Source organism: Streptomyces corallincola, from assembly GCF_019104725.1.
GTDB lineage: Bacteria > Actinomycetota > Actinomycetes > Streptomycetales > Streptomycetaceae > Streptomyces > Streptomyces corallincola.
Genome location: NZ_JAHRXF010000020.1, coordinates 26210 through 40070 on the forward strand (window position 1 = coordinate 26210; position 13861 = coordinate 40070).

A 13861-nucleotide genomic window follows, 5' to 3' on the forward strand; every position below is an offset into this window, starting at 1 on the left:
CGCCGGAAGCCCTACGGCACCGTCCGCGAGACCACGTACACCATCGGGAACTTGGGGTCGGAGGTGTTGACCACGATGTCCTGGGTGGGGGCGGGGTTCTTGCGGGTGCGGGTGAGGCCGGACCAGGGGCCCTGGCCGGTGAACTCCCAGCCGGCGATCCTGCGGTCGCGTTCGGTGATGGGCAGGCCGCCCTTGTCGGGGTCGGCGGGCTTCAGGTCGGCGGAGCGCCTGCCGAGGGTGCCGAGGAAGCTCTCCAGGCCCGCGTCGTTGGTGCGGAACTGTGTGTAGAGGCGGCTGGTCTTCCAGTTGTTGGTCTCGTAGTACGCGACCCGGTCGGCGGGGTGCGGCACGGCGATCTGGTAGAGGCGGCGCTGCACCTTGGACGGCCAGCCCTCGGTGAGGCCGGTCGCGGAGTACTTCTTCTCCTTGTCCTTGCCGCTGTCGCGGCTCTGGTTCGCGGAGATGATCAGATAACCGGCCGGGATACCGATGAGCAGCACGATGATGATGAGGGTCAGCGCCCGGCGCTTCGCCTTGCGGCGCGGGTTCTCCGGCGGGCGGCCCGAGGGTTCACCGGGGGGCGGTGACTGGTGGGGCAGCGGGGCGGTCATGCGGTGTCCTGCCCCCGGCGTGCCTGGGCGTACCGCTCGTAGCGTTCGTGGCGCTCCACCCGGCGCCGCTTGGCGCGCCGGAACCGGCGGGCGACCAGCCGGGCGAGGTCGGCGGCGCCGACCATGCCCGCCTCGGGGCCGAGCTGGGCGCGGGTGATCCGGGCCTCGGGGCGGTAGCCGCGTCCGGTGAGGTGGCGCTTGAAGGCGTCGCGGGCGGGGCCGATCAGCAGGTCGTCGGCGGCCGAGACCCCGCCGCCGATGACGAAGCAGGACGGGTCGAGGGCGGCGGCGAGGTTGGCGATGCCGACCCCCAGCCACTGGCCGATGTCCTGGAGGAGTTCGACGCACATCGCGTCGCCCTCGCGGGCCAGCTCGGTGATCATCGGACCGGAGATGTCCTCGATGCTGCCCTTGACGTGCTCGATGATCCCGTACGCCACCGGGGAGTCCGCGGCCGCCAGCTCCTTCGCCTCGCGGACCAGCGCGTTGCCGGAGCTGTACTGCTCCCAGCAGCCCCGGTTGCCGCACGGGCAGCGGTGTCCGCCGGGGACGACCTGCATGTGCCCGAACTCACCGGCCACGCCGAACTTGCCGCGCTTGACCTGGCCGTCCTCCAGGATCGCGCCGCCGATGCCGGTGCCGAGGGTGATCATCACGAGGTGGTCCTCGTCGCGTCCGGCGCCGAAGCGCCACTCGGCCCAGGCGGCGGTGTTGGCGTCGTTGTCCACCAGGACCGGCACCGACAGGCGCCCGGCGAGGCGGTCGCGCAGCGGTTCGTTGCGCCAGGACAGGTGCGGGGCGAACAGGACGCGGTTGCGGTCGGCGTCCACCCACCCGGCCGCGCCGATGCCGACGGCGTGCACGTCGTGCCGGTCGGACAGGTCCAGGACCAGCTCGACGATGGTGTCCTCGACCACCTTGGGGCTCTTGGACTTGTCCGGGGTCTCCGTGCGGAGCTTCTCCAGGATGTTGCCGTCCGCGTCCACCACGCCCGCCATCACCTTGGTGCCGCCGATGTCGATGCCGACGGTCGGCACGCGGGGTGCGGTCAGGTGGGACCGGCGCTCGCGGGTGCCGACGGTGCGCAGGACCGGGGCCCGGCGGGAGCCGATGGGGGCGGTGAGGTCGCGGTAGGTGCTCATCGGCGTCGATTCTGCCTCACCCCGGTTACGGGCGTGGTGAGGGGCGGGGGCGGAGGACCGCCCCTCACCGCGCCCCCGCCCCGCCCGCGCGTCCCCGTGTGACGGGTGTGCCCGGTACGCCGAGTGCGCCCGCCGTACCCGTACGGCCGTCAGTCGCGGCCGAGTTCGTGGACGAGGGCGTCGAGGTCGGCGCCTCCGGCCATCTGCCGGGTCAGTTCGTCCAGGGTGATCCCGTCCCGTGTGTGATGGCCCACCATCGTGCCGCGCCGCAGCAGGACGAAGCGGTCGCCCACGAGGTGGGCGTGGTGCGGGTTGTGGGTGATGAGCACGACACCGAGGCCCTGGTCACGTGCGGCGGCCACATATTTGAGGACCACACCGGACTGCTTGACCCCCAGTGCGGCGGTGGGTTCGTCCAGGACGAGCACCTTGGCGCCGAAGTACACGGCACGGGCGATGGCGACGCACTGGCGCTCGCCGCCGGACAGCGTGCCGATGGGCTGGTCCACGTCGCGCAGGTCGATGCCCATGCGGAGCAGTTCGGCGCGGGTGGTGCGCCGCATGTGCTCGGTGTCGAGGCGCTTGAAGGGGCCGCTGCCCTTGCGGGGCTCGGAACCGAGGAAGAAGTTCCGCCACACCGGCATCAGCGGCACCACGGCGAGGTTCTGGTGGACCGTGGCGATGCCCAGGTCCAGCGCCTCGCGCGGCGAGCCGAGGCGGGTCTCCTCGCCGTCGATGCGCAGGGTGCCCGCGTCGTGCTGGTGCAGCCCGGCGATGATCTTGATCAGGGTGGACTTGCCCGCGCCGTTGTCCCCGAGCACGCAGGTGATCTCCCCGGCGTGCACCTCCAGACCGACACCCTCCAGGGCGCGGACGGTGCCGTAGCGCTTGGCGACACCGGTCAGTTCGACCAGCGGGACACGCTCCCCGGCACCGGAGGCACCGCCCGCGCTGCCCGCCGGAGTCTCCGCCGGGGTGCCCGCCGGAGCGCTCGGCCCGGACGCCGTCGCACGCCCGCTGCCGGTCGCCGCCTGCTTCGATTCCGTCATTTCGCGGCCTCCGCGCGCTTGCGCACCCAGTGGTTGAGCAGGGTGGCGAGGAGCAGCATGGCTCCCAGGAAGAACTTGAACCAGTCGGGGTTCCACTCGGCGAAGACGATGCCCTTGCTGGTCATGCCGAACAGCAGGGCGCCGACCGCCGAGCCGACCGCGCTGCCGTAGCCGCCGGTGATCAGGCAGCCGCCGATGACGGCCGCGATGATGTAGATCAGCTCGTTGCCGACGCCCTCACCGGACTGGACGGCGTCGAAGGAGAACAGCAGGTGCTGGCCGGAGATCCAGGCGCCGAACGCGACGCCCATGTAGAGGCCAATCCTGGTCCGGTTGACCGGGACGCCGACCGCGCGGGCCGCTTCCCGGTCGCCGCCGACCGCGAAGATCCAGTTCCCGGCACGGGTGCGCAGCAGAATCCAGGAGGCCAGCACGACCAGGCCGAGCCACCACAGCACGGTCACCTTGAGGTCCACCCCGCCGACGGTCAGCGTGGACGCGAACACGGCGCGGGCGCTCGGGAAGCCCTGCATGTCCGCGATGGACTTGGTGGAGACCGTGCCGTCGATCAGCTTGGTCAGGCCGAGGTTCAGCCCGGTCAGCATGAGGAACGTGCCGAGCGTGACGATGAAGCTGGGCAGTTTCGTCCGGGTCAGCACGAACCCGTTGAACGCGCCGACCGCCAGCGTGACCAGCAGCGAGACCCCGGCGCCGACCCAGGTGTTCGCGGTCATCTGGTAGCTGAACATCGAGGAGATCAGCGCCGACGAGGTGACCATGACACCCGCGGAGAGGTCGAACTCGCCGCCGATCATCAGCAGGGCCACGGGGACGGCCATGATCCCGATGGTCGAGGAGGCGTACAGCACAGTGCCGAGGCTGCTCGCGCGCAGGAAGCCGTCGGCGGTGCAGGCGAAGAAGACCAGCACCGCGAGGGCGCCGACGACCGAGCCCAGTTCGGGGCGGGCCAGCAGCTTCCGCAGCGGCGAGCCCTGCGGAATCCTTTCTTCGGGGACGGTGTCCAGGGCCGCGCTCACCGGGTGCCCCGCTGGGTGTACGCGGCGAGGGCGCCCGCCTGGTCCTTGGTGACGATCTGGGGCCCGGTCAGCACCGGACGGCCGCCGCCGAGGACGTCGGCGTTGTACTTGTAGAGCCACAGCAGGTCCACGGCCTCGTAGCCCTGGAGGTACGGCTGCTGATCGACGGCGAAACCGAGGGTGCCGTCCTTCAGCTCGGCGGCGACCTTGGCGTTCAGGTCGAAGGTGTCGATCTCGGCCTTGCTGCCCGCGTCCTGCTTCGCCTTGACGGCGGTGTCGGCGTACGGCGCGCCGAGGGTGACCACGGCGTCGATGGACTTGTCGGCCTGGAGCTTGGCCTCCACGGCGGACTGCACGTCGGGCATGTTGGTGCCGTTGACGTACAGCTTCCGCACGGTGCCCCCGAAGGTCTTGGCGACGCCGTCGCAGCGCTGCTCGTGGCCGACGTTGCCCTGCTCGTGCAGGACGCAGAGAACCTTCTTGCGGCCCCGCTTGTTCAGCTCGTCCCCGACCGCCTCACCGGCGACGGTCTCGTCCTGGCCGATGTGGGCGAGCGCGCCGAACGCCTTGGACTCGGCGGAGCCGGAGTTGACCGTGATCACCGGAATCCCGGCCTTCTCGGCGCGGGCCACCGACGCCTTCAGCGCGGCGGGCTTGGCGAGGGTGACGATGATGCCGTCCACCTTCTTGTCCACCGCCGCGTCCACGAGCTGGGCCTGCTGCTGGGCCTCGTCGTCGTGGGAGTAGAGGAAGTTGACGTTGTCCTTCACGGCGGCCTGCTTGGCTCCGCTCTGGACGATGTCCCAGAAGGTGTCGCCGTCCCCGGAGTGCGTGATCATCGCGAAGGTCCAGCGGGGCGTGTTCACCGCCGCCCTGCCCTGGGCGGCGGCGTTGCGGGCGTCCTCGGCCCGTTTGCCGCCGGTGCTGCTGCAACCGGCCAGCGAGAGGCCGAGCGCCCCCGCCACCGCGATGCCTACCCAGGTCCGAAACCGTGCCACGAGGCCGTGCCCTTCTTGCGTGTCCTGCGCCGTGCTCTGCGCTGAGGTCTGCCGTCCGGCGCGCTGCCGCGCCGGGCCGCCGGTGCTCCGACGTGCGAGAGGGGCGGGTGGTCCGTCACCGGCGTGTGCCGACGGCGTCCTCACCTGCCCCGAACACTTCAGTATCGAACACGGGGAACACCCCTGACACGGGCGGGGATGCCCAGGTCAGCGGCTTGTCAGGACATGCGGACGAAGCGGTACGTGGCACAGGAGGCACCGGGACCGGTCAACTGGCGGACACGGCAGGGGAGTTGCCGCCCCGCGCGCCCGGCACCCTCAGGGGCGTACCAGCAGCTGGAACTCGAACGAGTAGCGGGCCGGACGGTACGTGTGGTCGCCGTACTCGACCGCGCGCCCGGTGTCGTCGTACGTCGTGCGGCGCATCGTGAGCAGCGGGGCGCCCTCGGGCTCGGTGAGCCGGTCGGCCTCGGCGGCGGTGGCGCCGCGCGCGCCGATGGACTGGCGGGCGCTGTGCAGGGTGATCCCGGCGGAGCGCATCATCCGGTATAGCCCGGTCGCCTCCAACTGGCCGGTGTCCAGGTCCAGCAGGCCCGGCGGCAGGTGGTTGACGAGGTAGGCCATCGGTTCGCCGTGCGCGAGCCGGAGCCGTTCGACACGGTGCACGTCGCTGCCCTCGGGAACGGCGAGCGCGGCGGCGACCTCGGCACCGGCGGACACCACCGTGTTGACCAGCACCTTGGTCGCGGGGCGCTGCCCGGCCGCCTCCAGGTCGTCGTAGAGGCTGCTGAGCTCCAGGGGGCGCTTGACCTGGCTGTGCACGACCTGGGTGCCGACGCCCCGGCGGCGCACCAGCAGCCCCTTGTCCACCAGGGACTGGATGGCCTGGCGGACGGTGGGCCGGGACAGACCGAGCCGGGCGGCGAGTTCGATCTCGTTGCCGAGCAGGCTGCCGGGTGTGAGGGTGCCGTGCTCGATGGCGGCTTCGAGCTGCTGGGAGAGCTGGAAGTACAGCGGCACCGGCGAGCTGCGGTCCACCCGGAGTTCGAGCGGCACGGACGGGTCCACGTCTGGTTTCGGCACGGGCCCGAGCGTAGCCGCGTGACCGGTTGACGGGAAGTTGTGCCGTCCGGTTGTCCGGACATTTGCATTGACAAGGTTGTGCGACGCACCACACTGTGTTCCATGCGCATCGGGGTCATCGGGACGGGCCGCATCGGCACCATTCACGCGAACACATTGAGCCGTCACCGTGAGGTGGGGTCACTGATCCTCACGGACCGCGATCCGGCACGGGCCCAGGAGCTGGCCAACCGGCTGGGCGAGACGGCCGCGCCGGGCGAGGACGAGATCTTCCGCTGGGGCGTGGACGCGGTGGTGATCACCACGGCGACGGCGGCGCACGCGGAACTGATCGGCCGGGCCGCGCGGTCCGGGCTGCCGGTCTTCTGCGAGAAGCCCATCGCCCTGGACCTGACCGGCACGTTACAGGCGCTCGCCGAGGTGGAGGCCGCCGGGACGGTCCTCCAGATGGGGTTCCAGCGGCGGTTCGACGCGGGGTACGAGGGTGCGCGGGAGGCGGTGCGCTCGGGGCGGCTCGGCCGCCTGCACGCCGTACGGGCGCTGACCGCCGACCAGTCACCGCCGCCCGCTTCCTGGCTGCCGCTGTCGGGCGGGCTGTTCCGGGACACGCTGGTCCACGACCTGGACGCGGTGCGCTGGGTGACCGGGCGCGAGGTGGTGGACGTGTACGCGGCCGGTTCGGACGGCGGCACCGCGATGTTCCGCGAGGCGGGGGACGTCGCCACCGGGGCGGCCCTGCTCACCCTGGACGACGGCACCCTCGCCACGGCGACGGCGGCCCGGACCAACGGCGCGGGCTACGACGTGCGCATGGAGCTGGCGGGCGAGCGGGACACGGTCGTCGTGGGCCTGGACGACCGCACACCGCTCGCCTCCACCGAGCCGACCGGCCCCCCGCCCGCGAACAAGCCGTGGACCGGCTTCCTGGAACGCTTCGGTCCCGCGTACGAGGCGGAGCTGTTCGCGTTCGTCGAGGTGGTCCGGGGCGAACGCGCCAACCCGTGCGACGGCCACGAAGCGCTCCAGGCCCTCCGGATCGCGGAGGCCTGCGAGATCTCACGCCGGGAGCGCCGCGCGGTGCACCTCGCGGAGATCGCGGGGAGAGGGCGGGGACAGTAGCCCCGGTGCGCCGCCCCCGGAACCCCGGCCGTCCCCGGAACCCCGGCCGTCCCGGAGACCACGGCAGCGGCACCCTCCTGAGCGCCGTCACCATCCCCCGAAGCCGAGCGCCCCGACCACCACCCCGGAGCGGAGCGCGTCCTCACCACCGCACCGGCAGTCTGCGCACTCCCCGCATCAGCATGCCCGGCAGCCAGTCCTCGGCCGGGCCGTCGAGGGCGAGGCCGGGGGCGCGGTCGAGCAGGCCGCGGAGGGCGATGCGGCCCTCAAGGCGGGCCAGGGGTGCGCCCAGGCAGAAGTGGATGCCGTGCCCGAAGGCGAGGTGGCCCCGCGTGTCGCGCCGGATGTCGAAGCGGTGCGGGTCGGGGTAGCGGGTGTCGTCGCGCTGGGCGGCGCTGAGTCCGACGACCACCGGCTCACCGGGCGCGATGAGGGTACCGGCGATCTCCATCGGCTCCGCCGCGTACCGGAAGGTGCCGCTCTCCACCGGGCCCTCGTAGCGCAGCATCTCCTCGACGGCGTTGTCGAGGAGGCCCATGTCGGCGCGCAGGTCGGCGAGCTGGCCGGGGTGGGTGAGGAGGGCGAGGACACCGTTGCCGATGAGGTTGACGGTGGTCTCGTGACCGGCGACGAGCAGCAGGAAGGCCATGCCGCGCAGTTCGGCGGCGGAGAGGCGGTCGCCGTCCTCGGCGGTGGTGCGGATCAGGTCGCTCAGCAGGTCGCCGGAGGGGCCTGAGGCGCGCTTGTCCTCGATCAGTTCGGTCAGATACTCCCCGAGCCGGGTGGTCGCCGCGTACGCCGTCTCCTCGCCGGTGGGGGCGACGACCTCGGTGGAGAGCGCGCGGAACTCGGCGCGGTCCAGGTCGGGCACGCCGAGGAGTTCACAGATGACGGTGATGGGCAGCGGATAGGCGAGGGACTCGATGAGGTCGGCGCTGCCGCGCGGGATCATCGCGTCCAGCAGGTCGTCGGTGATGCGCTGGACGCGGGGCCGCAGCAGTTCGACGCGGCGCATCGTGAACCCGCGGGCCACCAGGCCGCGCAGCCGGGTGTGCTGGGGCGGGTCGGTGCCGAGGAGGGACTTGCCGATCATCTCCTCGTCGGGGAAGGTCAAGCCGATCCGGGTGCCGTCCTTGGCGAGCCGGGGATCGGCCAGCGCGGCGCGCGCCTCGTCGTACCCGACGACGAGCCAGGTCCAGTACTCCGGGAGCGAGCCGGGCAGCCGGACCCGGTGCACGGGCCCCTGTTCGCGCAGTCGCGCGTACACGGGGTGGGGGTCGAGGCGGAACGCGTCCCCGAACTCCTCCAGGTCGATCACCGCTTGCCTGTCCATCGTCCTCCGTCTTCCTTCCGGACTCCCCCGAGGCCGCGCCTGGCGCCTCGCTGCCCGATCAACGACCGGAGAGGCCGTCAGGTGCCCGGAATGCGGAGAAAACACCCCGCCCCGCGACCCGTGGTGCTGTGGGGGGTGGTCGCGGGGCGGGGTCGGCACGGTACGGCGGCCGGGTGGGGCCGGTCGCCGGACGCGACGCCGGGTGCGAGGTGCGCCCGGCGTCAGGGACGCGGTCGGCCGGTCAGCAGCCGAAGTCGATCAGATCGAACGTCTCGTAGTGGTCGCCGGTGTAGTAGTCCTCCTGGGACTCCTCACCGGTGACGATCCGGCGGGCGCCGCGGGTCGAGGACCCCGGCGTGATGACGGTGTACTCGTGGTAGTAGCCGTTCGACTGCGAGGGCAGCACGCCTTCGCGGTTCTCGAAGACGACGCCGTCCTGGTCGTAGGGGAACGGGCCGCCCTGGTCGATCAGGTCCAGGGTGTCGTGCGCCTGCGCGGGCAGCTGGCCGTAACAGATGCTGCCGACGGAGGCGGCCGAGTCGGTGGCCGCCTGCGCCGAGACGGCGGTGACGGTGCCACCGGCGAAGAGGGCCGAGACGAGGGCCGCGGCGGTGACGATGCGGTGTGCGCGTGGGGGGATCCTCATGGGCATCATGATGATGCGCGTAGACGTTGGCATGTCAACGTCAACGCCGAACCTTCGCCCGTCGCGCCCGATTGCTTCGCGGGAGCTCGACCTCCCTCACCGCGTCCCCACATCCCCCGCACGGCCGGGGGGTTGCGGAGCACCGGGTCACTGGTCCTCGGGGGGTCCGAAGGAGCCGAACTCCGGTTCGCCCGCGAGGTCGTAGCTCTGGAGGGAGACCCCGGTGGAGCTGACCAGACCGGCCGTGTGCCGGAAGCGCGTCGGGGTGGTGCCCTCGGGGAAGAGGCGGAAGCCGGAGCCGAGGACCACGGGGAACGTCAGCAGATGCAGGGTGTCGAGCAGCCGCAGTTCGATCAGGGTGCGGACCAGGGCGCCGCTGCCGTGGATCTGGAGTTCGCCGTCGGTGCGTTCCTTGAGCGCGGCGACCTCCTTGCCGACGTCGCCGCCGAGCACCGTGGTGCCGGACCAGTCGGCGGAGCGCAGGGTGCTGGAGACGACGTACTTCGGGAGGCTGTTGAGCGGGGCGGCGACCGGGTTGGCCGGGTCGGTCACCTTCGGCCAGTACCCGGCGAAGATGTCGTAGGTGCGGCGGCCGAGGAGGAAGCCGGAGGCGCGGCCGAACAGCCCGGTGATGAAGCCGCCGAAGTCCTCGTCCCCGAACGGAAACGTCCAGCCGCCCTGGGTGAACCCGCCGCGCGGGTCCTCCTCGGGGCCGCCGGGCGCCTGATACACGCCGTCGAGGGAGACGAAGAGGGTGGAGACGAGCTTGCCCATGAGGGGTGCCTTCTTCCGGGTGCGGGGTCCTCGGTCATCAGCTCAGACCCCGCCCGGACGCGCAACTCATCGGTCGGACGGAAGCGGACGCCACCGGTCGGACGGAAGCGGAAGCCACCGGTCGGACGGAGGCGGAAGCCACCGGCCCGGCCGAGGACGCTCGCCGGTCAGCCCGTGTGGGTGGAGAAGAGTCCTCCGGTCGGCCCCTGCTTGTCGCCGCCCTGCGCCTTCTTCAGCGCGTTGGCCAGGCCCTCGATGGTGAGGGACTGGAGGATGACCCGGCCATTGCCCTCCAGGGTGGCCAGGGACAGGCCCTCGCCGCCGAAGACCGCGTTCATCAGCCCCTGCCGGTTGAGACCGCCGACGCGCTGCACGCCGTACTGGATGCCCTCCTCGAAGGCGACCACGCAGCCGGTGTCCACCTCGATCCGGCCGCCGAAGTCCGCCGGGTTTAGGTCGATGAAGTTGCCCGCGCCCGCGATGATCACCGTGCCGTACCCGGTGAACTTCTCCAGGACGAAGCCCTCACCGCCGCTCATGCCAGTGCGGGCGCCCGCGAACGCGATGCCGAAGTCCACGCTGGACTCGGCGGCCACGAAGGCGTCCTTCTCCGCGAACCAGGCGCGTCTGCCGTCCAGTTCGAGCGCGCGCATCTCGCCGGGCAGCACCCCGGCGAAGCCGACCGTGCCCTCACCGCCCTGCGCGGTGAAGTACTGGAACGCGAGGGACTCGCCCGCCAGCATGCGCTGGCCGACCTGCATGGCGGTGCCCATCGCCTGGCGGAGCATGCCGCCCATGCCGCCGCCCGAGCCGTCCTGCTGTCGGCCACCGCTGCCGGACGGCCCGGACAACCGGGTCTCCATCGACACGTTGGCCGTCTTGAACAGGAACTTTCCCGCCTCGCAGTAGACGGTCTGACCGGCGGTCAGGTTGACGACCGCCATCTGCATGGCGTTGCCGACGATCTCTTGCTGAAGGGTCACACCGGGGAGAACGCTCGACGGCCGCCTCACAGTTCCGGACACGGCCGGATTCCGTGCCGCGTTCGCCACGAGCGGACGCGGCACGGAAGGGGTCGCACGGCGTCGGGAGGCGTCGCACGGCGTCGGGAGGGGGCCCCATCGGGGTGCCGCTCCCCCTCAGCCGCCCAGTTCCCGGTACCGCCGGGACAGTTCCGCCGCGCCCGCCTCCGTGGGCGTGCCGATGAGGCGGAGGCGGGAGACACCGCCGTCCGGGTAGATGTCGAGGCGCGCATGGGTGCCGACGACCGGTTCCGGGAGCACGAAACGGTGGTCGGTGTCGGGCTGGAGCCGGGTGCGCGGGAGGACTTCGGTCCAGGGGCCGTCCGCGCCGTCCCGGACCGAGAGGGCGGCCCACCCGGCGCTGTTGCCCTTGAGGTGGGCCGTGTCGATCTCGACCGCGCGGACGAGCGCCTGCGCGGCCAGCCGGTAGCTGATCCAGTCGTTCCCCCGGTCGCGGCGGCGCCGGGTCTCCCAGCCGTCGGCCATCGAGCGGGAGCGGCCGGGCCGGATGGTGTTGGCGGCCGGGGAGTAGAAGAGGTCCGAGGCGTCCTCGACCCGGCCGCCGTGCTCCAGCGCCACGACGTCGAAGGTGCCGAGCACCGCGAGCCAGGCGGGGTCCGGCACGATCTCGCCGTGCACCCGCAGCCGGGCGATCCCGCCGTCCGGATGCTGGTTGAGCCGCAGGTGCGTGAAGCGCTGCTCGGCGGTGACCACGAACCCGTTGGCCGCGTGGCCGCCGACCGGGGTACGCGGCACGAGCGTCGTCCATGTCACGCCGTCGCCGAGGAGTTCGGCGGGCGAGGGGGTGCCGGGCACGGAGGCGGCCTCCACGGAGACGGCCTGCGGGTGGTTGCCCCGGAAGTGCGCGGTGTCCACGACGATCCCCCGGACCACACCGGGCGCGCCGAGCCGGATCAGCGCCCAGTCGTGATCGTCCTCGGCGGGCCACGGGTGCTCGGCGGAGACGCCACGCCTGCGGCGGGTCTCCCAGCCGTCCATGATCTTGCCCTTGTGGCCGAAGTGCTCGGGGTCGAACTCGGCGCGTCCGGGCAGCAACAGGTTCTCGCGCTGCGCGAAGAACTCGTCATTGGCGGCGACGACGGCCCCGCCGAGCCCCCGGTCCGCGAGGTCGGGGTACCGGGTGAAGGGGAAATCGGCGGTGCGATGGTCCGCGTACGGGTCGCCGCCCGCGTAGGGCTGCGCGTCGCCGGTGAATCGGGCCGGGCTCGGCTCGTGCTGCGCCGTCACGGTGATCGGGTTCCTCTCGGGTTCGGGATACGAGACGGGAGGTGGAAGTGTGGTATGGAGTAAGGGAGTTGGCGCCCCGGACCGGCTCCGCGCAGCCCCATCCGCCTACCTCGGGCGTTCGAGCAGGGTTCCCTTCGGGTCGGTGAACTCGCCGTCCGCGTAGATGCGTTGACCGCGCAGCCAGGTGGACTTCACCACGCCGTACAGCGTCTTCCCGGCGTACGCGGTGACGCGGTTGCGGTGCTGGAGCCCGGCCGGATCGACGGTGAAGGTCTCCTCGGGGGCGAGGACGGCGAAGTCGGCGTCACGACCCGCCTCGATGGCGCCCTTGGCCGGCAGTCCGGCGAGGGCGGCGGTCCGGGCGGACATCCAGCCGACCACGTCCGCCAGGTCGTGCCCGCGCCGCCGGGCCTCGGTCCAGACGGCGGACAGACTGAGCTGGAGGCCGGAGATGCCGCCCCAGGCGGTGGCGAAATCACGGGTCTTGAGGTCGGCGGTGGAGGGCGAGTGGTCGGTGACGACGCAGTCGATCACCCCGTCGGCGAGCGCCCGCCAGAGCAGGTCCTGGTTGGCGGCCTCCCGGATGGGCGGACAGCACTTGAACTCGCTTGCCCCGTCCGGGACTTCCTCCGCCGTGAGGGTGAGGTAGTGCGGGCAGGTCTCCACGGTGAGCCGCACCCCGTCCGCGCGGGCGGCGGCGATCAGCGGGAGGGCGTCGCTGGAGGACAGGTGCAGGATGTGCACGCGGGCATCGAACCGCCGTGCCTGCTCGATCAGTTGGGCGATGGCGGTGTCCTCGGCGCCCCGCGGCCGGGAGGCGAGGAAGTCGGCGTAGCGCGGGCCGCCCTGTCGCGGGGCGGCGTCCAGGTGGCGCGGGTCCTCGGCGTGTGCGATCAGCAGGCCGCCGAATCCGGCGATCTCCCCCAGTGCGCAGGCGAGTTGGGCTTGGTCGAGCGGCGGGAACTCGTCCACGCCGGACGGCGAGAGGAACGCCTTGAAGCCGAACACCCCGGCGTCGTGCAGCGGCCGCAGCTCCTTGGTGTTGTCGGGCAGTGCGCCACCCCAGAAGCCGACGTCGATGTGGGCCTTGGGGCGGGCGGTCTCCTGCTTGATCCGCAGATGCTCGACGGTCGTGGTGGGCGGCAGGGAGTTGAGGGGCATGTCCACGAGCGTGGTAATGCCCCCGGCCGCCGCCGCGCGGGTCGCGGTCCAGAACCCCTCCCACTCGGCGCGGCCGGGGTCGTTGACGTGCACATGGGTGTCCACCAGGCCGGGCATCAGCACCCGGTCTCCCACGTCCTCAAGGCGCGCGCCCGCCGGGACCTCCGCGTCGTGCGGCAGTACGGCGGTGATCCGGCCCCCGGCGACCGCGACCGAGGCGGCCCGCGTGCCCTCGGGGGTGAGGACGCGGGTCGAGCGCAGCACCAGTTCGGCGTCGGTCACCGGGGGCACCTCTCGTCGGCCGTTTCCTGTCCGGGAAACGGGATGTACATCCACGTAACGGACTTCAACGTTCTGTTGAAGGAGTCTTCACTCCCGCCCTCCCCGCGTCAAGGGGCGCACTCGGGGGTGGCGCGGGGTGTGCGCGGGTCTGGACGCTTCCGCAAAGCGGAATTAACATTCCGGCAAGCAGAACGAAACGTGGGCTTCCTGGCCGCACCGCACACGGCCGGACCGGAGCGGACCGAAGGGAAACCCGAGCGGCCCGGAGCGGAACGAAGCGAAGCGGTGGGTCGGAACCCGCCGAACCGGACCCCGCACCGCCTGCGGATTCGCGTCCTCCGTGCGCACTTCCGGCC

The 13861-nt window shown here is 72.0% G+C and carries 13 protein-coding genes; 1 reads left to right on the plus strand and 12 read right to left on the minus strand.

Annotation, left to right across the window (positions count from 1 at the left end; all coding sequences use genetic code 11):
• Positions 1-11 precede the first annotated feature (11 nt).
• From KUM39_RS15050 to KUM39_RS15075, 6 genes are all read right to left on the minus strand, one after another.
• Positions 12-611 (minus strand): sugar kinase, encoded by a 600-nt coding sequence (locus tag KUM39_RS15050; protein ID WP_217786133.1) that lies wholly within the window; start codon positions 609-611, stop codon positions 12-14.
• Positions 608-1753 carry an ROK family glucokinase gene (locus KUM39_RS15055; protein ID WP_217786134.1) on the minus strand — a complete coding sequence of 382 codons (1146 nt, stop codon included), beginning with the start codon at positions 1751-1753 and terminating at the stop codon, positions 608-610. Before KUM39_RS15055 ends, KUM39_RS15050 begins: the two co-directional genes overlap by 4 nt.
• Before the next feature lie 149 nt (positions 1754-1902).
• Positions 1903-2802: an ATP-binding cassette domain-containing protein gene (locus KUM39_RS15060; RefSeq protein WP_246620164.1), complete on the minus strand. Its 900-nt coding sequence runs from the start codon at positions 2800-2802 to the stop codon at positions 1903-1905.
• Positions 2799-3839: an ABC transporter permease gene (locus tag KUM39_RS15065; protein ID WP_217786135.1), complete on the minus strand. Its 1041-nt coding sequence runs from the start codon at positions 3837-3839 to the stop codon at positions 2799-2801. Before KUM39_RS15065 ends, KUM39_RS15060 begins: the two co-directional genes overlap by 4 nt.
• On the minus strand, positions 3836-4837 hold the full coding sequence (locus tag KUM39_RS15070; RefSeq protein WP_217786136.1) for a sugar ABC transporter substrate-binding protein: 1002 nt from the start codon (positions 4835-4837) through the stop codon (positions 3836-3838). Before KUM39_RS15070 ends, KUM39_RS15065 begins: the two co-directional genes overlap by 4 nt.
• A gap of 318 nt (positions 4838-5155) precedes the next feature.
• Positions 5156-5893, minus strand: a complete 738-nt coding sequence (locus KUM39_RS15075) for a GntR family transcriptional regulator (protein ID WP_217786195.1) — start codon at positions 5891-5893, stop codon at positions 5156-5158.
• Between the two features lie 129 nt (positions 5894-6022).
• Here KUM39_RS15075 and KUM39_RS15080 point away from each other — a divergent pair, with 129 nt between their 5' ends.
• Positions 6023-7039 carry a Gfo/Idh/MocA family protein gene (locus tag KUM39_RS15080; protein WP_217786137.1) on the plus strand — a complete coding sequence of 339 codons (1017 nt, stop codon included), beginning with the start codon at positions 6023-6025 and terminating at the stop codon, positions 7037-7039.
• Positions 7040-7181: 142 nt separating this feature from the next.
• Here the strand turns inward: KUM39_RS15080 and KUM39_RS15085 are convergent, their stop codons facing one another.
• From KUM39_RS15085 to allB, 6 genes are all read right to left on the minus strand, one after another.
• Entirely contained in the window at positions 7182-8372 is a 1191-nt protein-coding gene (locus KUM39_RS15085; RefSeq protein WP_217786138.1) for a cytochrome P450 family protein, read from the minus strand.
• A 241-nt stretch (positions 8373-8613) separates the two neighbouring features.
• Entirely contained in the window at positions 8614-9018 is a 405-nt protein-coding gene (locus tag KUM39_RS15090) for a guanyl-specific ribonuclease (RefSeq protein ID WP_217786139.1), read from the minus strand.
• Between the two features lie 147 nt (positions 9019-9165).
• Positions 9166-9792, minus strand: a complete 627-nt coding sequence (locus tag KUM39_RS15095) for a dihydrofolate reductase family protein (RefSeq protein WP_217786140.1) — start codon at positions 9790-9792, stop codon at positions 9166-9168.
• A 167-nt stretch (positions 9793-9959) separates the two neighbouring features.
• Positions 9960-10775: an AIM24 family protein gene (locus KUM39_RS15100; RefSeq protein ID WP_217786141.1), complete on the minus strand. Its 816-nt coding sequence runs from the start codon at positions 10773-10775 to the stop codon at positions 9960-9962.
• 156 nt (positions 10776-10931) lie between these two features.
• Positions 10932-12062 carry an allantoicase gene (gene alc, locus KUM39_RS15105; protein WP_217786142.1) on the minus strand — a complete coding sequence of 377 codons (1131 nt, stop codon included), beginning with the start codon at positions 12060-12062 and terminating at the stop codon, positions 10932-10934.
• Positions 12063-12167: 105 nt separating this feature from the next.
• Positions 12168-13505 (minus strand): allantoinase AllB, encoded by a 1338-nt coding sequence (allB, locus tag KUM39_RS15110; RefSeq protein WP_217786143.1) that lies wholly within the window; start codon positions 13503-13505, stop codon positions 12168-12170.
• Between the last annotated feature and the right edge of the window lie 356 nt (positions 13506-13861).

What these genes read in the sequence shown, in the direction of transcription:
- KUM39_RS15050 (WP_217786133.1), bottom strand. Translation starts at nt 611, where the DNA reads ATGACCGCCCCGCTGCCCCACCAGTCACCGCCCCCCGGTGAACCCTCG.
- KUM39_RS15055 (WP_217786134.1), bottom strand. Translation starts at nt 1,753, where the DNA reads ATGAGCACCTACCGCGACCTCACCGCCCCCATCGGCTCCCGCCGGGCC.
- KUM39_RS15060 (WP_246620164.1), bottom strand. Translation starts at nt 2,802, where the DNA reads ATGACGGAATCGAAGCAGGCGGCGACCGGCAGCGGGCGTGCGACGGCG.
- KUM39_RS15080 (WP_217786137.1), top strand. Translation starts at nt 6,023, where the DNA reads ATGCGCATCGGGGTCATCGGGACGGGCCGCATCGGCACCATTCACGCG.
- KUM39_RS15085 (WP_217786138.1), bottom strand. Translation starts at nt 8,372, where the DNA reads ATGGACAGGCAAGCGGTGATCGACCTGGAGGAGTTCGGGGACGCGTTC.
- KUM39_RS15090 (WP_217786139.1), bottom strand. Translation starts at nt 9,018, where the DNA reads ATGAGGATCCCCCCACGCGCACACCGCATCGTCACCGCCGCGGCCCTC.
- KUM39_RS15095 (WP_217786140.1), bottom strand. Translation starts at nt 9,792, where the DNA reads ATGGGCAAGCTCGTCTCCACCCTCTTCGTCTCCCTCGACGGCGTGTAT.